19 protein-coding genes are annotated in these 17,146 nt (G+C 33.5%); 6 read left to right on the forward strand and 13 right to left on the reverse strand.

Annotated features, from left to right (window positions below; all coding sequences use genetic code 11):
• The first annotated feature begins 79 nt into the window (after nucleotides 1-79).
• Complete coding sequence (locus AAYQ05_RS01840) at nucleotides 80-526, forward strand: GNAT family N-acetyltransferase (protein WP_343540766.1); 447 nt, start codon at nucleotides 80-82, stop codon at nucleotides 524-526.
• Nucleotides 527-628: 102 nt separating this feature from the next.
• On the opposite strand, the gene AAYQ05_RS01845 is transcribed toward AAYQ05_RS01840, so the two are convergent.
• The 4 genes from AAYQ05_RS01845 to rnpA form a co-directional block, all read right to left on the reverse strand.
• On the reverse strand, nucleotides 629-1,432 hold the full coding sequence (locus tag AAYQ05_RS01845; protein ID WP_343540767.1) for an OmpA family protein: 804 nt from the start codon (nucleotides 1,430-1,432) through the stop codon (nucleotides 629-631).
• 3 nt (nucleotides 1,433-1,435) lie between these two features.
• Nucleotides 1,436-3,073 (reverse strand): S41 family peptidase, encoded by a 1,638-nt coding sequence (locus tag AAYQ05_RS01850; RefSeq protein ID WP_343540768.1) that lies wholly within the window; start codon nucleotides 3,071-3,073, stop codon nucleotides 1,436-1,438.
• 2 nt (nucleotides 3,074-3,075) lie between these two features.
• Nucleotides 3,076-3,915, reverse strand: a complete 840-nt coding sequence (locus AAYQ05_RS01855) for a DUF4349 domain-containing protein (protein WP_343540769.1) — start codon at nucleotides 3,913-3,915, stop codon at nucleotides 3,076-3,078.
• A gap of 70 nt (nucleotides 3,916-3,985) precedes the next feature.
• A complete protein-coding gene (gene rnpA, locus AAYQ05_RS01860; protein ID WP_343540770.1) occupies nucleotides 3,986-4,390 on the reverse strand; it encodes a ribonuclease P protein component in 405 nt (134 codons plus the stop codon).
• A 125-nt stretch (nucleotides 4,391-4,515) separates the two neighbouring features.
• On the opposite strand from rnpA, the gene AAYQ05_RS01865 reads away from it, so the two are divergent.
• The 3 genes from AAYQ05_RS01865 (at nucleotide 4,516) to AAYQ05_RS01875 (ending at nucleotide 7,105) form a co-directional block, all read left to right on the forward strand.
• Nucleotides 4,516-5,262, forward strand: a complete 747-nt coding sequence (locus AAYQ05_RS01865) for a lysophospholipid acyltransferase family protein (protein WP_343540771.1) — start codon at nucleotides 4,516-4,518, stop codon at nucleotides 5,260-5,262.
• Between the two features lie 45 nt (nucleotides 5,263-5,307).
• Nucleotides 5,308-6,303, forward strand: coding sequence for an acyl-ACP desaturase (locus AAYQ05_RS01870; RefSeq protein ID WP_177211555.1), 996 nt, complete (start codon nucleotides 5,308-5,310; stop codon nucleotides 6,301-6,303).
• 148 nt (nucleotides 6,304-6,451) lie between these two features.
• Nucleotides 6,452-7,105 carry an HD domain-containing protein gene (locus AAYQ05_RS01875; protein ID WP_343540774.1) on the forward strand — a complete coding sequence of 218 codons (654 nt, stop codon included), beginning with the start codon at nucleotides 6,452-6,454 and terminating at the stop codon, nucleotides 7,103-7,105.
• Nucleotides 7,106-7,424: 319 nt separating this feature from the next.
• Here the strand turns inward: AAYQ05_RS01875 and AAYQ05_RS01880 are convergent, their stop codons facing one another.
• The 6 genes from AAYQ05_RS01880 to AAYQ05_RS01905 all read right to left on the reverse strand — a co-directional run bounded on the left by AAYQ05_RS01880 (nucleotide 7,425) and on the right by AAYQ05_RS01905 (nucleotide 11,948).
• Nucleotides 7,425-8,351, reverse strand: coding sequence for an alpha/beta fold hydrolase (locus AAYQ05_RS01880; RefSeq protein WP_343540776.1), 927 nt, complete (start codon nucleotides 8,349-8,351; stop codon nucleotides 7,425-7,427).
• A gap of 61 nt (nucleotides 8,352-8,412) precedes the next feature.
• Entirely contained in the window at nucleotides 8,413-8,535 is a 123-nt protein-coding gene (locus AAYQ05_RS01885; RefSeq protein WP_281634324.1) for a hypothetical protein, read from the reverse strand.
• Between the two features lie 173 nt (nucleotides 8,536-8,708).
• A complete protein-coding gene (locus AAYQ05_RS01890) occupies nucleotides 8,709-8,834 on the reverse strand; it encodes a FeoB-associated Cys-rich membrane protein (RefSeq protein WP_343540778.1) in 126 nt (41 codons plus the stop codon).
• Nucleotides 8,835-8,840: 6 nt separating this feature from the next.
• A complete protein-coding gene (feoB, locus tag AAYQ05_RS01895; RefSeq protein ID WP_343540779.1) occupies nucleotides 8,841-10,940 on the reverse strand; it encodes a ferrous iron transport protein B in 2,100 nt (699 codons plus the stop codon).
• Complete coding sequence (locus AAYQ05_RS01900; RefSeq protein ID WP_177211560.1) at nucleotides 10,940-11,179, reverse strand: FeoA family protein; 240 nt, start codon at nucleotides 11,177-11,179, stop codon at nucleotides 10,940-10,942. Before AAYQ05_RS01900 ends, feoB begins: the two co-directional genes overlap by 1 nt.
• Before the next feature lie 103 nt (nucleotides 11,180-11,282).
• Nucleotides 11,283-11,948: an SCO family protein gene (locus tag AAYQ05_RS01905; protein ID WP_343540780.1), complete on the reverse strand. Its 666-nt coding sequence runs from the start codon at nucleotides 11,946-11,948 to the stop codon at nucleotides 11,283-11,285.
• Between the two features lie 226 nt (nucleotides 11,949-12,174).
• On the opposite strand from AAYQ05_RS01905, the gene AAYQ05_RS01910 reads away from it, so the two are divergent.
• Nucleotides 12,175-14,232, forward strand: coding sequence for a M13 family metallopeptidase (locus AAYQ05_RS01910; protein ID WP_343540782.1), 2,058 nt, complete (start codon nucleotides 12,175-12,177; stop codon nucleotides 14,230-14,232).
• A 266-nt stretch (nucleotides 14,233-14,498) separates the two neighbouring features.
• Here the strand turns inward: AAYQ05_RS01910 and AAYQ05_RS01915 are convergent, their stop codons facing one another.
• Genes AAYQ05_RS01915 through hemB form a run of 3 tightly spaced genes read right to left on the reverse strand, consistent with a single transcriptional unit; the run spans nucleotide 14,499 to nucleotide 16,247 of the window.
• Nucleotides 14,499-14,897, reverse strand: coding sequence for a c-type cytochrome (locus AAYQ05_RS01915; protein ID WP_343540784.1), 399 nt, complete (start codon nucleotides 14,895-14,897; stop codon nucleotides 14,499-14,501).
• An 11-nt stretch (nucleotides 14,898-14,908) separates the two neighbouring features.
• Nucleotides 14,909-15,250 (reverse strand): cupin domain-containing protein, encoded by a 342-nt coding sequence (locus AAYQ05_RS01920; RefSeq protein ID WP_343540786.1) that lies wholly within the window; start codon nucleotides 15,248-15,250, stop codon nucleotides 14,909-14,911.
• 1 nt (nucleotide 15,251) lies between these two features.
• Nucleotides 15,252-16,247, reverse strand: a complete 996-nt coding sequence (hemB, locus tag AAYQ05_RS01925; RefSeq protein WP_343540788.1) for a porphobilinogen synthase — start codon at nucleotides 16,245-16,247, stop codon at nucleotides 15,252-15,254.
• A 265-nt stretch (nucleotides 16,248-16,512) separates the two neighbouring features.
• Here hemB and AAYQ05_RS01930 point away from each other — a divergent pair, with 265 nt between their 5' ends.
• The gene (locus AAYQ05_RS01930; protein ID WP_343540789.1) at nucleotides 16,513-17,145 is read left to right on the forward strand and encodes a hypothetical protein; all 633 of its coding nucleotides are present in this window, start codon (nucleotides 16,513-16,515) and stop codon (nucleotides 17,143-17,145) included.
• Nucleotide 17,146 lies beyond the last annotated feature (1 nt).

Below are 17,146 nucleotides of genomic sequence, written 5' to 3' on the forward strand. Positions count from 1 at the left end.
TTCTGTAAGAAACTTTAGTGCAACTAAAAAATAATATAACTTAGCGCCTTCGTGCCTTCGTGGCAAAAAACAAACAAGAATGGAATTAAAATGGAAAATAAAGCCTTTTGAGGCATTAACTGTTCATGAGTTATATGATTTACTCAAACTAAGAAGTGAAATCTTTGTCGTTGAGCAAAACTGCGTCTATTTAGACCTTGATGGCAAAGACAAGAAAGCGTTACACTTAATAGGAGAGTTTGAAGATAAAATCGTGGCCTATTCACGCTTATTTGATGCTGGAATTAGTTTTGATAATGCTTCTATCGGAAGAGTAGTTGTAGACGCCAATTACAGAGATAGAAAATGGGGACATGAACTAATGCAGGAAGCCATACTTCGAATTAAATCTAATTTTGGAAAAGATAAAATTACCATTGGAGCGCAATTATATTTGAAGAAATTCTACGAAAGCCACGGTTTTGTTCAAACTAGCGAAATGTATCTAGAAGATGATATCCCGCATATAGAGATGATTCGAGAATAATTAAAAAATGAAATAAATCCGAAAGGATTTTTAGCATATTCCAAGCAACAAAAAACTTAGAACCTCAGCAACTTAGTATCTTAGAATCTTAAAAAAAAAAAACTAGATTTTAGTAATAACAAACTCCACCCGCCGATCATAATTATCACCTTTTCCTAACGGATATCGATTGCCGCATCCAATATACGTCATACGGCTTTTGGAGATTTTTTTAGACATTAAATAGTGAAAAACCGTTTTGGCACGATTCCAGGAAAGTCTCCTTTCTTTTGTATCTCTATCAATTCCGTCACTGTAAATTTCTGGCGTGCAACAGACATGGCCTCTGATCTCAAAATTGAGAGTTCTATGTTTTTGAAGTGTTACTGCAATTTTATCCAGTTCTTTTTTAGAAGTGCTGGTTAGTTTGGCGCTTCCAATATCAAATAGAATAGATTCGAGATAAACTTTGTCACCAACTTTTAGATTGTCTTTGAAAGAAGTATAAACACCTTTTCCAAAACTATTTTTCTTAACAACGATTAAATCAACCCGCCGATTTCGGAGACGTGTCTCATACAGATTCTCTACCGTATCTGCTTTTACGACAACACGCCCTTTTCCTTCAAGAATGACGATTTTACTTTGTTTGAATCCTTTCCCGACCAATAGATTCTGAATCGTATTAGCCCGATTGTTAGACAATCTAAAGTTATACTCATCGTTTCCGCGATCATCACAATAGCCATAAATCTGTATAGACTCAACTTTTGCTGTGTCTATGTTTTTTATAAAGTTTGAAACAACAGTAATTTGTTTATCTGTCAGATCATACCTGTCAAATTCAAAATAAATAGTTTCAACAGGTTTTTGCTGTGCCGTTACTGTATAAAATGAAAAAAGAGTCAGGGCTAAAGTTATCTTCATTCACTACATTTTTAAAATCGTCTTATATTCTGTTTGGTTATTTAATACGCTAACTGCTCTTTTAATTTCTGAATTGTTTTTTAAATAATACTGGTACAAACCTTCCTGATATTGATATCTTTTAATCAACTCTTCCAAAATCATGTTTTTAATTTCTTTTTGATTTTTGTCCAGTAAAGTAGTTTCGCTTTTTTCTAAAGCATTTAACAATTGCTGATATTCGGCAGTAATGGTCTCGTCTATTTTTTCTTTTTTAGCTGCTACTAAAGTGTTTTTTAAAGCCACTTCGGTTTCTGTATCGAAAGTGATTTTGTTGGTTTTCAGATATTGTTTAAAAGCAGTATAATCTGCATCTGTAATAGTCGGAATTTTATCTCCCAAAGCTGGATTTTTGTAATAATACGTTGTTGCATAATCAAAAACGCCATCATTTTTAATTAAAGCAGTTGCAATGGCACTCGTTTTGGTTTCTTCCAATTCAATATCTGGTAAAACTCCTCCGCCATCATAAACCGTTCTTCCTTTTCTGGTTTTAAAAGCATTGAAATTTTTAGCATCAGTTTTCTGAGCCACACCATTTTTATCTTTATGCGCATAATCCAAAGCCTGAATACATCTTCCAGAAGGAGTATAATATCTAGAAATAGTAACTTTCAATTGCGTTCCATAAGTTAAATCAACAGAACGCTGAACCAAACCTTTTCCAAAACTTCTGCTTCCTAAAATAACGGCACGATCCAAATCTTGCAAAGCACCTGAAACAATTTCAGAAGCCGAAGCACTTCTTCCGTTTACTAAAATAGCTAACGGAATTTCAGTATCAACTGGTTCTTTCTGCGTTTTGTAAGTATTATTGTGTTTTTCAATTCGCGATTTAGTTGTTACGATTACTTCGTTTTTTGGAACAAATAAATTACAGATATCAATTGCTTCATTCAATAATCCTCCAGGATTTCCTCTTAAATCCAAAACAATCTGTTTGGCTCCATCGGCTTTTAATTTCTCAAGAGCATCTTTAACTTCAGCTGAAGCTTTTCTGCTAAAATGAGCCAAAACAATATATCCTGTTTTATTATCAATTTTTCCGTAAAAAGGAACCGATTTAATATCGACTTCATCCAAAACTAAAACCGTAGTACTTGGTTTTCCCTGACGAAGATATTTGATGTTGATTTTAGTGTTTTTTGTTCCTTTCAATAATTGAGAAGCGTCGTCTTTAAAATCAGCAATCAAGACATCACCAATCTGAATGATTTCGTCACCGGCTTTTAATCCTGCTTTGTCTGCGGGATAATTTTTATAAGGTTCGCGTACAACTAAGCGGTCATTTTTTCTAGAAATCAAAGCACCGATTCCGGTATATTCTCCAGTATTATTGATTTTGAAGTTAACTACATCTTGTTCGTTAAAATAAACCGTGTACGGATCTAAACTTCCCAACATACTCTTAATGGCTTTATCCATCAAATCACCAGGATTGGTTTCGTCGACATAATTGGTATTTACGGCTTTAAACAAAGTCGTAAAAATCTCGATCTGTTTGGCAATTTCAAAAAAGTCTTCTCTTAAACTGGTTCCAACAAACAACATTCCCGCCGCAGCGACTGGTATAATAAATTTCTTCTTGAAATACGGATACATGATTATTCTTTTTTTCTTCTTTTAAATCTTCTTCTTATAAAATAGGCAAATACAACAAATAAAATTACAAACGGCCAAGCGCTTAATAAAGAAATTAATAAATCGGATAAAGTATAAAATCCCGATTTAACGGCGTTCCAAAGTTTGGAGCCGTATGATATTTTAACGCCTTCTTTTTCGGCAATAGTTTTATAAAACTCTATTGTGATCGTGCTTTCAGAAACACGACTTTCTAAGTATTTTAATTGACCTTCTTTAGCCTCTATTTCTTCTCGAATAGTTGAAATTTGTTGTTCAATTTCTAAAATCTCACTGACTTTGTTCGCTTTCTTTAAAATTTCAAGATAACGTTCTTCCAGTTTTTTCTTTGTTTTTAATCTTGAAGTAAGATCTATGTACTGTTCTGTTACATCCTCAGCAGATATGTTTTTAACTTCAAAATAAGAAACCCCTTTAGAAACGTCATTTATAAAACGGTCAAAATTCTGGCTTGGTACCTTGACAATAAGATTTCTAAAGACAGTTCCATAATCTTTACCCTCAGAATCATTTATGATTCTAGCTTTGTTGCTTGAAACAGCTTTTTGAACTTGATTGAAAGTATTTTCAAGATTATCGGTTTCAAACCGTAAAGTGGCTTCCTTTATTATCTTTTGCTCAATTTCTTGTTTGACTTTTGGAGGCGGTGGTGCTTTAGCGGGATCTGCGTCATAAGAAGATGCTTCTGCTTTTGCAGGAAGTTTTACCGACTGAATAGAGATTGCGCTTGTTTCTGCTTCATAAGATTTGCTACAGCCACAAAGAATCAAAACGAAAATAGATAAAAAGAAAAGTTGACGCATAAAATTTCAATTTAGAGCTAAAACTACGATTTTTTTGTCTAACTTGATTAATAATCTTACGTTTTGAAATTTACGCTTCAGTTTTCGTATCAGAATCTTGCGGTTTGTTGATTTGAGCTGAAAATTTCTCAAATAACTGAATCATTTTGGTATTGATTTCTTCGTAAGATAAACGGTCTTTGGTCTGATAAAAAAGCATTATCGAATAGGGTTGATCCAGGTTATCCAAAAGCAAATTTTTGTTCAAACGATACGTTTCTCTTAAAAGCCTTTTGAAATAATTACGGTCAACAGCTTTCTTGAAATATTTCTTAGAAACTGAAACACCAATTTTAGTCTGCTCTTTTGAATTTGCTTCCGCTTGACGGTAAACCAAACGAAGCGGATATTTGGAAACCGATTTTCCTTCAGAAAATAGTAATCCAATTGTCGTTTTGCTTTTTAAACGCTCGTTTTTAGGGTAAGTAAAGTTCATTTAATTCAGAAAAAATTTGCAAATTCTAGTGCAAAGGTACAATTAAACCATAAAAACAGTTATTGTTTTCAATTTTAATAAGTCTAAAAATATATTTACTACTTTTGCGCATTAATTTTTGAAGCATGGAAAAAATTATTTCTTATCCAATATCGGTAATTTATTATTTATTATTTGGTTTATGTTTGGCTGTTTTTCACCCAATTCAGTGGATTTGTTTAAATGTTTTTGGTTACCAGGCTCACAAAAAAAGTGTTGATTATTTAAATTTCTGCCTTTTAAAATGTACAAATCTTGTCGGGACAAGATACACAATTGAAGGCGTGGACACGGTTCCGAAGGGTGTGCCAATTATTTTTGTGGCAAATCACCAAAGTATGTACGATATCGTGGCAATGATTTGGTACTTTAGACGTTTTCATTGTAAATTTGTAAGTAAGAAGGAGTTAGGCAGCGGAATTCCGAGTGTTTCTTATAATTTGAAACATGGAGGATCTGTCTTAATTGACCGAAAAGACCCTAAACAAGCGATACCCGTTATTAAAGGCTTGTCTGAATATATCGAAAAAAACACAAGATCTGCCGTTATTTTCCCAGAAGGGACAAGAAGTAAAACGGGAGTACCAAAAGAATTTGCGCAAAGCGGTTTAAAAATTTTATGCAAATATGCACCATCTGCGTATGTTGTACCGGTAAGTATCAATAATTCTTGGAAAATGGTAAAATTTGGTTTTTTTCCTGTTGGTTTAGGAAATCACCTCAAATTTACAGCTCATAAAGCTTTGGCTGTTAAAGATTACAAGTTCGAAGAGCTGATGGAGATAACTGAAAAAGCAGTTAAAGAAGGAATAAATGAATATAAACAGGTTTAAGTTTTAGTCCGAGCTAAAACGTACAACCCAAATCTATAATAAGTAATGTCTATAAAAAACATTAGATTAGAAGTAATGCAGTTTTTGGAAAAAAACGTGGATAGCTTCGTGGAACAGTATTTAATTCCAGTGGAAAAAATTTGGCAACCGTCGGATTTCTTACCAGATTCTCAAGGAGAAAACTTCTTTGAAGAGGTAAAAGAATTACGTGAGATTGCTAAAGAACTTCCGTACGATTTCTGGGTTACGCTTGTTGGTGATACCATCACTGAGGAAGCATTGCCTACATATGAGTCATGGTTAATGGATGTTGAAGGAATAGATCAGCAGGAAGAAGGCCAAGGAAACGGTTGGGCCAAATGGGTGAGACAATGGACTGGAGAAGAAAACCGTCACGGAGATCTTTTAAATAAATACTTGTATTTGTCTGGTCGTGTAAACATGCGTGAAATCGAAATGACTACACAGCATTTAATCAACGATGGTTTTGATATTGGAACTGGAACTGACCCGTACAAGAATTTTGTATACACTAGTTTTCAGGAATTAGCAACTTATGTTTCGCACAATAGAGTAGCGCAGATGGCTAAGAAATTTGGCGACAACAAGTTGTCTAAAATGTGTAAAATGATTGCTGGAGACGAAATGCGTCACCACCATGCATACAGTGAATTTGTTACTAGAATTTTCCAAGTAGATCCTAGCGAAATGATGTTGGCTTTTCAATACATGATGAAGCAGAAAATCGTTATGCCAGCTCATTTCTTGAGAGAATCTGGTCAAAAAATAAGCACAGCTTTCGAACAGTTTTCTGATTCTGCACAACGTATTGGAGTTTACACTGCAAATGATTACGTTGAAATTATGCAGAAATTAATCAACAAATGGGAGATAGATAAAATCTCTAATTTGACTGATGAAGCTGAAAAAGCACGTGACTATTTAATGAAATTGCCTGCAAGAATGGCTAAAATTTCTGAAAGAATCGTTATTCCACAAGAATCGCATATCTTTAAATGGGTTGAACCAGCTAGACTTTAAAATTTTAGATTTTAGAATGGAGATTTCAGATTCTTAATTGGAATGTGGAATTTTAGATTTTTAAAATTTGAATAAATTATATTTGTTGATTGTTGAAGATTTAAATCTTTGGCAATCAACTTTTTTTATAAACCGTAAAAACTTCACTATGAGCGACGCAGCATTAATTATTAAAACCATTGCTTTTGTAAAAGAAAAATTAAACGATGCCGAAGGAGGCCACGACTGGTTTCATATTGAACGTGTTTATAAAAATGCACTATTGATTGCAAAGGAAACAGAATGCGATCTTACAGTTGTACAATTAGGAGCCTTATTGCACGATATAGCCGATAGTAAATTTCATAACGGAGATGAAACTATTGGGCCAAAAACAGCCAGAGCGTTTTTAGAAGCCGAAAATGTTTCTGAAGATATAATTGTTCATGTAGTCAATATCATTGAAAATATCTCTTATAAAGGTGGAAATTTCGAAAAGAAATTCTCTTCTCTCGAATTGGATATTGTGCAAGATGCAGATCGTCTAGATGCCATTGGCGCTATTGGTGTTGCTAGAGCGTTTAATTATGGCGGATTTAAGAATAGAGCTTTATACAATCCAGAAATTGCTCCTGTAACGAATATGACAAAGGAGGAGTACAAAAAGAACAGCGCTCCAACTATTAATCATTTCTACGAAAAGCTTTTACTTTTAAAAGACAAGATGAATACTGAAAAGGGAAAAGAAATCGCTGCCGAAAGACATCGTTTTATGGAAACTTTCCTTGCCCAATTTTATGCAGAATGGGAAGGGTTGAAGTAAGATCATTTAATTTATAAAAAAAGCGACTCTAAATATAGAGTCGCTTTTTTATAAGTGTTTAAATTATTTGTTAAAGATTTATAATTTGGATCAAAACCACATTAAATGCGTAATGATTTTATCTCTAGCTATTTCTCTTTTTTCAAATTTTGTCATTTTGCATTACTTTAGAATATATCAAAAGTATTTTTATAAGAAATTGACTTCTTAATGAAATCGGTTTTTAAATTATTTGAATAAGACATTATTTTCTTTAAGTTTCAATCTTTTTTTTTCAATCTTAACAGAAGTCTTTGATCTTGATTCTTTGATCTTTTCTTTATCTAACTTTCTGAGCAAATGTTTGGATTGTGTTTTTAAACTCTTTATTTTGTTCGTAATACAAAATATGTCCGCCGTTGATAATCTTAATTTCTTGGTTTGGGAATTTAAACAAACGATAGTGTTCAGGGCCAATATTGTTGTCTTTTGTTCCTGAAATTATAAGTGTTGGAACTTTAATCGAAGCCGTTTCTTTTGTAAAATCACTAAAATATAACGGACCACTTAATGCATGCTGCGCAAATGAAGTGTTTCTTTTTTCACTGTTATCAATGCTGTCCAGTTTTTCAACGGTTGCTCTATTATCAGAAAGCATTTTATAATCTAGATCTGCTTTTTTAATTTGCTGTTTAGCTTCAAAAAAAGTACTTAGAATTGAATCCTTACTTTTTACTGTAAAATCTTTTCCCAGAGTTTTACCCATAAAAGCGATTTGATTAAGAAGAGAATCATTTATATCCAATGTAGCATTCAATAGAATTAAGCCTTTTACATGCTGTGGATATTTTTCGGCATATTTAGTAGCTAAAATTCCTCCGAAAGAATGCCCGATTACAAATACTTTATCCGTTTTAAGATGAACTCGAATTTCTTCAATATCATCAATCATTCTATCTATGCTGTAATTGTTGTCTACAGGAGATCCGGATCGACCGCAACCTCTTTGGTCGAAATAACACATTGTTAGTTTATCTTCTAACACATTTCCGCCAAATTCTTCAAAAGACTTGCTCCATGCGCCTGGACCGCCATGCACAAAAATACAAGCATCACCTTTTCCTGAAATTTTCAGAAATAGAGAAACTCCATCAGATGTTAGAAAAGTATTATTTGAATCTTGTTTTGCATCTGTTTTTGTTTGGGAAATTCCGCTTTGAGCAAAACATAAAAATAGAAAGAAAAGAAAAGGAGTTTTTGGATTCATTTTAAAGTTTTTTCTGCTGTTTTAATGGGATAAAATTATAATTAAATCAGCAGAGAAAAAACTAATGATTGTTTTTCATTGAAAAATAGGTAATAATCATTGCGCAGAAAAAACCTATTGTAAACCACAGCAATCGAGCAACTCTATTGTCTCGAATTACTTCCATTCTATCTTCTGGTGTCATCTTAAATAAATTTTATAGTCAAAAATAATCTTAGAAAAGATAACAATAAGCTACTTTAGGTTTTTAAAATAAAAGAATAAGACATTCTTATTGTTTGCAAAAAAGCTTCAAATAGAAATAAAATCTATCTGAAGCTTTTTAGCATTTGATCTTAGCCTCTTAGAACCTTAAAATTACGAACATCCGCAATCAGTTCCGCCTCCGCAATCTTTTTTCTTTTTCGATTTAAAAAAGAACTTTTTAATCAAAAAAACAACTGCAAATCCTAATATGGCAAAGGCTATTACTTCCTGAAACATAACTTCTTATTTTAAAAGTTGATACGCAATTAATGCGGTAATATAAGCGAGACCGCTCATGAAGACCAACTGCATTGCGGGCCATTTCCATGAGTTGGTTTCTTTTTTGGTAATTGCCAATGTACTGGCGCATTGCATTGCAAAAGCATAAAACAGCAATAAAGAGATTCCGGTTGCAAAGTCAAATACTTTCTCTCCGGTATCTGGACGAATTTCTGCTTGCATTTTGCTTTTTATGGTCGATTCGTTATCTGTATCTCCAACACTATAAATGGTTGCCAATGTTCCTACGAAAACCTCACGTGCAGCAAATGAACTAATTAAGGCAATTCCGATTTTCCAATCGTAGCCTAAAGGCTGAATAGCTGGTTCGATCGCTCTTCCCATTAATCCAATATAAGAATTCTCTAGCTTTTGAGAATTAACTTCGTTTTCAAATTGAGTTTCATCCAAAGTAGTATTGGCAAATCTTTCTTTAACGATTGTTTCGGCTTCATTAAATTCTTTTCCAGGACCATAAGAAGCCAAAAACCATAAAATAACCGATATTGCCAAGATAATTTTTCCTGCACCAACAACAAATGCTTTTGTTTTTTCTACGACATTAATTCCCACATTCTTTAAAAGAGGCATTTTATAACTTGGCATTTCAACAACAAAATATGTTTTTGATTCTAGTTTTAAAACCTTATTCAAAATATAAGCCGATAAAATGGCCATAAAAAAACCTAAAACATAAAGAGACATAAGCGTTAATCCTTGGAGATTTAATACTCCAAAAATTCTTTTGCTCGGAATAACCAACGAGATAATAATCGCATAGACAGGTAACCTTGCTGAACAAGTTGTGAATGGCGTTACCAAAATAGTGATTAAACGTTCTTTCCAGTTTTCGATATTTCGAGTTGCCATAATTGCTGGAATCGCACAAGCAGTTCCTGAAATTAAAGGCACGACGCTTTTTCCTGAAAGTCCAAATCGGCGCATGATTTTATCCATCAAGAATACGACACGGCTCATATAACCGCTTTCTTCTAAAATCGAAATAAATAAAAACAAAAAGGCAATCTGCGGAATAAAAATAATAACTCCGCCAATTCCCGGAATAATTCCCTGAGAAAGCAAATCGGTCAAAATACCGCTTGGAAGTTCTTCGGCAACCCAGCTGCTTAAAGAAGCAAAAGTGCTGTCAATGAAATCCATCGGAATAGTGGACCAGCTGAAAATCGATTGGAAAATCAAAAATAAAATGGCAAAGAAAATAACGTAGCCAAAAACTTTATGCGTTAAAACACGATCTAATTTGGCACGAATATCTTTCGCCATCGAAGCATCAATCTTTAAACCATCTTTTAAAACATCATTGATAAACTGATATCTCTTGATGGTTTCCTTCTGCTGTAAACGTTTTAATTCGGAGTGCGATTTGGTAAAAGTGCCTCGTATTTCGTTTCGGTCTAAGTTTAAAAAATTAACATCCTGCGTAATTACCAGCCACAATTTGTACATCAATTGGTTTGGAAATGCTTTTTGTAATTTTTCAAAATATTCCGGATCAATTACAGAAGCATTCAAACAAGGTTCGTGCGGAATGGCTTTATGAGAAACAATGAGTTCTTTTAATTCTTCAATTCCTAAACCTTTTCTTGAACTTACTAAAGCAATTTTCGTTTTTAGTTTTTCTTCTAAATACGGAATATCCAAAGAAATTCCTTTGCGTTCCATACGATCAGACATATTAATGACCAAAATCGTCGGAATTTCGAGATCTTTTATCTGTGTGTAAATCAGTAAATTTCGTTTCAGATTTTCGACATCTGTTACAACTACTGCTACATCTGGATATAATTTGTCGTTTTTATTTAATAAAAGTTCGATTACTACGCTTTCGTCCATAGAACTGGCGTTCAAACTGTACGTTCCTGGTAAATCTAGAATATTGGCTTTAACATTATTGGGAAGCTTGCAGAAACCCATTTTTTTCTCAACCGTGATTCCAGGGTAATTTCCAACTTGCTGGTTAAGACCTGTTAATTGATTGAAGACAGAGGTTTTTCCGGTATTTGGATTTCCGATAAGGGCAACATTGATATTCTGAACACTCATTACAAATTGGTTTTGATAATTTCTACTTCAATTTCACGAGCTGTTTCAATTCGGATTGCAACATGAGAACCATTAATGTCTAAATATAAAGGATCGCCAAAAGGAGCAACCTGCAATAATTCAACTAAGCTGCCAGGAAGACAACCCATTTCTAATAATTTAAGTGGAATAAGATCGATATCAAAATCTTTGATAATGGCTTTTTCGCCTTTCTTCAGAGTATGTATTGTATTTTGCAAGCTTATTTAGATTGAATTTAGATTGCAAAAGTAGGCAATTATTCTTTATTTCAAGGCATTTAACACTTCGACAAATGCTAAATGTTTCTAAAAATAAGGGATTTTACTCCTGAGAAAGGAATTCGATGTCTTCTAAAAGACGTTTTATGTCTTGTTTATTTGTTCCGTCATAAAAACCTCTAACGCGGCGTTTTTGATCCACTAAAACAAAATTTTCTGTATGCACCATATCATAAAGCTGATCTGGTCTTCCCATTTTTACAGCCAAGTACGATTTTCTGGCCATTTTGTAGATTTCTTTTTTGTCGCCAGTAACTAAATTCCATTTACTGTCTACAACACCATATTTTATAGCGTAAGCTTTTAAAACAGAAACACTGTCTACTTCAGGAAAAACGGTATGCGAAAGGAGCATCACTTTTGGATTGTTTAAAACCGCTTTTTGAACATCAACTAAATTAGTTGACATTTTTGGGCAGATCGATCCGCAGGTTGTAAAGAAGAAATCGGCAACATAGATTTTTCCTTCGTAATCTTTTTGTGTTATTGTATCACCATTTTGATTGATAAAAGAAAAATCGGCAATAGTATGGTATTTGCTTTTATATTGAACTGTACTATCCACCAATTCTGGATTTACATCGGCTGGATTGTAAATCGGAAGCGTTTTTTTAGGTTTCAATGCAGAATAAAACAAAGATATCGTAACAACCGAAAACACTATCAAAACAATGAAAAATTTGCGGTATTTATATAAAAGCGATTTCATAAAAATAATTTGGCGCAAAAATACAAAAAGCAGATTCTAAAAACTTTACTGGATTATTTTTTTAACAGCCTTTTGTAACTTTTGCCAGTATCTGCAGACATATACCTCAATGTTTAAGTTCTATTTGTGAAATTTATCCGTCTTTTTGACTGTATAGTTAGAATTTTAACACAATTTTTGAAATAATAACAATATGTTTGTATTTTCCCTTAAACTATAATTTTTTATGAAAAAACAATTTGCTAAACCTGTGTTTGGTGTGATATCTGCAATGTTTGCAATAACTGCAGCTCAAGCTCAAACAGCGCCAAAAGAGCCAGGTATTAATGTATCTTATATGGATACGAAAATCAGCCCAAGTCAGGATTTTTTCAAATATGTGAACGGCACTTGGCTGGATAAAACAGAAATTCCGAGTGACCGAACTACTTGGGGAAGTTTTAATGAATTAATTAAAAGAACCGACAAAGACGTGATGGAGGTTTTAAAAGAAGCTTCTAAAAACCCAAAGTACAAGTCTAATACAGATCAAGGAAAAGCAGTTAACTTATTTAACACTTATCTAGATTCTGTTGGAAGAAATAAAAAAGGAATCGAACCTTTAAAGCCATATCTGAAAAAAATTGATGCAATTAAAAATATTTCTGATGTTCAGAAATATTTGGTTGAAATGGAACAAGAAGGAAACGCAGGTTTTTTCGGAATTTACATTGGAGCTGATGATAAAGACAGTTCTAAAAACTCTGTAAATCTGAGTCCAAGCCAATTAGGACTTTCGGATAAAGATTATTACACTTCTGATGACAAAGATTCTAAAGAGAAACGCGCAAAGTATGAATTGCATGTTGCAAGAATGCTTCAGTTTATTGGAGAATCTCCAGCAAAAGCAAAACAAAGCGCTGCTGAAATTTTAGCTCTTGAAACAGAATTGTCACAGCCAAGATTGAATAGAGTTGAAAGAAGAGACAGCCGTTTGCAATACAACCCAATGACAATTGCCGATCTTCAAAAATTAACTCCAGCTATTAAATGGAATGAATATTTTGCAGGTTTAGGAATTACTAAATTAGATACTGTAATTGTTTCTGAGCCTAAATATATGACAGCTTTGCAAGCTGTTTTCAAAGAAAATAAAGTAGCACAGTGGAAAGAGTACCTGAAATGGGATTTGATTAACAGTACTGCAGGCAAACTGACAACAGAAATTGATAATGCTAATTTTGATTTCTACAGTAAAACTTTAAGAGGTGCAATAAAACAGCTTCCTGCTGAAGAAAGAGCACTTAATGTGGTTAACGGAAATGTTGGTGAAGCTCTTGGAAAACTTTATGTAGAAAAAGTTTTCCCAGCTGAGGCAAAAAACAAAGCGATAGATATGATTCATAATGTTATTACGGCTTATCAAAATCGTATTAACAATTTAAGCTGGATGTCTAAAGACACTAAAGCTAAAGCAATCGAAAAGCTGAACAAAATAACGATTAAAGTTGGATATCCTGATAAATGGAAAGATTACTCAGCTTTAGAAATTAAAAGCATTGCAGAAGGAGGAAGCTATTTTGAAAACACTAAAAGCTTAGCGCAATGGAGATTTAAGAAAAGCGTAGATAAATTGTCTAAACCAGTTGATAAAACAGAATGGCATATGTCTCCGCAAACTGTAAATGCTTATTACAATCCATCTTATAACGAAATTGTATTCCCAGCAGCAATCTTACAGCCGCCTTTCTACAATTATCAAGCTGATGAAGCTGTTAATTATGGTGGAATTGGTGCAGTAATCGGGCACGAGATTTCTCATGGTTTTGATGATTCTGGAGCACGTTACAATGCTGAAGGAAATTTAGTGGATTGGTGGACAGAAGATGATTTAAAACAGTTTACAGCTTTAGGAAATGATTTAGCAAATCAATATAGTGCTCTTGAGCCATTGCCAGGTATTCATGTTGATGGTCATTTTACATTAGGCGAAAATATTGGAGATTTGGGCGGAATTAACGCAGCATTTGATGGTCTGCAGTTGTATTTGAAACAACATGGAAATCCAGGTTTAATCGACGGATTTACTCCAGAACAGCGTTTCTTTATTTCTTGGGCTACCGTTTGGAGAACAAAATCTAGAGATGAAGCAATCAAAAATCAAGTAAAAACAGATCCGCACTCACCGGGAATGTACAGAGCTTACGTGCCAATTCAGAATGTTGATGCTTTCTACAAAGCTTTCGATATTAAGAAAGGTGATAAAATGTACGTTGAACCAGAAAAACGAGTTAAAATCTGGTAATATATTTTAATGATAAAAAAAGGAGGTTCCGATATTCGGAACCTCCTTTTTTTTTGCTTTACTATTTTTAGATAATCAAACGATGTTCCGTAGGAACATTTCATCGGTAGAAAAAAAATATTGACGCCCCGTTTTTTACGTTCCGTAGGAACGTTTGATTTTGACGTAAATTTTAACAATGCAGCATATCAAACGTTCCTATGGAACGTAAATGCTAAATAACATCATTTTCTACCGATGAAATGTTCCTACGGAACATCGTGTGATTATTTTAAATTACTGTAGATGTAAGCTTCAATTGCTTTTAATTCTTCATCAGACATGGCCTGTGTTATAGCAAAATTGGTTTTCATAACCTCAAACTGACTTGGATCAACAATTGGTTCTGCATTTCCTTTCAGGAAAGTAACGATATTGCCATTTTTGTCTTTATAGATTTTGGCAATTTCTTTAATGCTTGGCCCAACTACTTTTTGATCTGGCTGATGGCATGCAAAACAATTTCCAGTTCCTTCAAAAAGCTGTTTTCCTAACTCTTCTGGACTTTTGGCTTTCGCCGATTCTCCTTCAGAAACAGATTCGGTTGCTGTGTTTGTTGATTCAGAAGTTTCTTTTTTGCAAGAAGCAAATGCTAAAACTGCAGAAAGGAATAATATCTTTTTCATGTTTTTAGATTTTATTCAATTGTAATTCGGTCGTTATTTGTTGATGGCTGTGATATCACTAAAAAATCCAATTGTTCTTGGCTTTCATTGGCAATATAATGTTGCGTTTTTGCCTCAATCAATAAACCTTGATTTGAATTTACAATTTCAGTTTTTTCTCCATGATAAAAAGTTGCAGTGCCTTTTAGAATAAAAAAGAATTGCTGTGCATGATTATGAAAATGCAATTTTTCTTTGGTTCCACTTGGCATGCTTTCTTGTTTAACAGATAAACCTTCAGTATCTGCCAAAATCCAGCTGTCGCAATTATCTCCCCATAAATAATGAGAAGCATTTTGTTTATCGACAATCATTTTATTTGTTTAATAAAATTGCCGCTTCTTTTGCGAAGTATGTCGAAATAAGATTGGCACCCGAACGTTTGATGCACATTAATTGTTCCATCATAATTTTATCGTGATCGAGCCAACCTCTTTCAGATGCCGCTTTAATCATAGCATATTCTCCAGAAACCTGATAAACAGTTACAGGAACATGTACTGTGTTTTTTATTTCGCGAACAATATCCAAATAAGCAATTCCTGGTTTTACCATAACCATGTCTGCACCTTCTTCTACATCTGACAAAGCTTCTTTGATCGCTTCGATACGATTGGCATAATCCATTTGGTATGTTTTCTTGTCTTTTGGAACCACAACATCAGCTTCTCTAGGAGCAGAATCTAAAGCATCTCTAAACGGACCATAAAAAGCTGAAGCATATTTAGCAGAATAACTCATGATTCCAACATTCTGAAATCCTGCCGCATCCAAACCTTCGCGAAGGCGTAAAACACGTCCGTCCATCATATCACTTGGTGCAACAAAATCGGCACCAGCTTCTGCGTGCGAAACGGCCATTTTTACTAAAGCATTAACTGTACTGTCGTTTTCTACATCGCCATTTGTTATGATTCCGTCATGACCATAAATTGAATACGGATCCAAAGCCACATCAGGCATAACGATCATTTCTGGACATGCCGCTTTTATGGCACGAATTGCTTGTTGCATTAATCCGTTAGCATTCCAAGCTTCTTTTCCAGTATTGTCTTTTAGGTTTTCGCTAACTTTTACATAAATATTTACGGCGCGAATCCCTAAATCATAAAGTTCTTTTACTTCTTCAACTGTTAAATCTATTGATCTTCTGAAAATTCCCGGCATTGACGGAATTTCGACTTTTACATTTTCTCCTTCAGCAATAAACATTGGAAACATAAAATCCGATGGACTTAAACTGGTTTCGCGTACTAAAGAACGAATTGATTCATTTACTCTTAATCTTCTGCCTCTTTGTAATGGGAACATATAAATTTAGATTTTAGATTTTAGATTTCAGATTTTAACCTGAATTATGAAAACAGATTGATAAATCCTTATTCTAAAACTGCAGTTGTTTTTATTTTTTTTGAAGTTTATCTCACTTTTAATGAGTGGCGCAAAGTTAAAGAAAAAGGAACAGAATAAGGCGTTTAGCTTACCTCAGAATCCGTTAATATTATCTAAAAATTTAGATTTTTTATTGTTTGAACCAAAGCATGGTTTTTCAGAATATTCCATCTAAATTTGTAAAATGAAGAAAATTCTCGCTTTATTTTGTTGTCTGCTCTTAACGAGCTGTTTTGAGATTACTGAAAGAATCAAACATCACGACGATCAAAGTGGTGAATACACGCTAATGATTGACTTTTCAAAATCTTGGTTTAAGACCAAATCGGCTATTTGGCTAGAAGAAGTTGATGGTGTGAAAATTCCGAACGAACAGGAAATCACCGCTAAACTCAATGATTTTAAAGAAAAAGCGTTGAAGATTGATGGAATTTCAAATGTTATTACAAAAACAGATTTTCAAAATTACGTTTTCATTATCAAACTCAATTATGCCAATTTAAAAGCATTAAACGCGGTTGTGAATACGATAAACAATCAGAGCGATCAGATTCACTTTAGCGGAAGTGGCAAAACTTTTGAAAGAATTGCGTCTTATCCAATTCCCGAAAAAGTAGTAAATGACCCAAAGAAAAAGAAAGATCTGGAAGAAGCCAGCATTATTTCTATTTATACTTTCGATAAAGATATTTTGTCTGTTGATAATACAAACAGTCAAATTTCAAAAAATAAAAAAACGGTTTTTTTAAAACAAAGTATGTACAGCGTATTTAAAAAATCGACTTTAATGAATAATACAATCCAATTAACGCCATGAT

The sequence above is a fragment of the Flavobacterium movens genome, from assembly GCF_039581425.1.
GTDB classification, from domain to species: Bacteria; Bacteroidota; Bacteroidia; order Flavobacteriales; family Flavobacteriaceae; genus Flavobacterium; species Flavobacterium luteolum.

Coding starts and splice junctions, on each gene's coding strand:
- AAYQ05_RS01840 (WP_343540766.1), top strand. CDS start 80: ATGGAATTAAAATGGAAAATAAAGCCTTTTGAGGCATTAACTGTTCAT.
- AAYQ05_RS01845 (WP_343540767.1), bottom strand. CDS start 1,432: ATGAAGATAACTTTAGCCCTGACTCTTTTTTCATTTTATACAGTAACG.
- AAYQ05_RS01850 (WP_343540768.1), bottom strand. CDS start 3,073: ATGTATCCGTATTTCAAGAAGAAATTTATTATACCAGTCGCTGCGGCG.
- AAYQ05_RS01855 (WP_343540769.1), bottom strand. CDS start 3,915: ATGCGTCAACTTTTCTTTTTATCTATTTTCGTTTTGATTCTTTGTGGC.
- rnpA (WP_343540770.1), bottom strand. CDS start 4,390: ATGAACTTTACTTACCCTAAAAACGAGCGTTTAAAAAGCAAAACGACA.
- AAYQ05_RS01865 (WP_343540771.1), top strand. CDS start 4,516: ATGGAAAAAATTATTTCTTATCCAATATCGGTAATTTATTATTTATTA.
- AAYQ05_RS01870 (WP_177211555.1), top strand. CDS start 5,308: ATGTCTATAAAAAACATTAGATTAGAAGTAATGCAGTTTTTGGAAAAA.
- AAYQ05_RS01875 (WP_343540774.1), top strand. CDS start 6,452: ATGAGCGACGCAGCATTAATTATTAAAACCATTGCTTTTGTAAAAGAA.
- AAYQ05_RS01880 (WP_343540776.1), bottom strand. CDS start 8,351: ATGAATCCAAAAACTCCTTTTCTTTTCTTTCTATTTTTATGTTTTGCT.
- AAYQ05_RS01885 (WP_281634324.1), bottom strand. CDS start 8,535: ATGACACCAGAAGATAGAATGGAAGTAATTCGAGACAATAGAGTTGCT.
- AAYQ05_RS01890 (WP_343540778.1), bottom strand. CDS start 8,834: ATGTTTCAGGAAGTAATAGCCTTTGCCATATTAGGATTTGCAGTTGTT.
- feoB (WP_343540779.1), bottom strand. CDS start 10,940: ATGAGTGTTCAGAATATCAATGTTGCCCTTATCGGAAATCCAAATACC.
- AAYQ05_RS01905 (WP_343540780.1), bottom strand. CDS start 11,948: ATGAAATCGCTTTTATATAAATACCGCAAATTTTTCATTGTTTTGATA.
- AAYQ05_RS01910 (WP_343540782.1), top strand. CDS start 12,175: ATGAAAAAACAATTTGCTAAACCTGTGTTTGGTGTGATATCTGCAATG.
- AAYQ05_RS01915 (WP_343540784.1), bottom strand. CDS start 14,897: ATGAAAAAGATATTATTCCTTTCTGCAGTTTTAGCATTTGCTTCTTGC.
- AAYQ05_RS01920 (WP_343540786.1), bottom strand. CDS start 15,250: ATGATTGTCGATAAACAAAATGCTTCTCATTATTTATGGGGAGATAAT.
- hemB (WP_343540788.1), bottom strand. CDS start 16,247: ATGTTCCCATTACAAAGAGGCAGAAGATTAAGAGTAAATGAATCAATT.
- AAYQ05_RS01930 (WP_343540789.1), top strand. CDS start 16,513: ATGAAGAAAATTCTCGCTTTATTTTGTTGTCTGCTCTTAACGAGCTGT.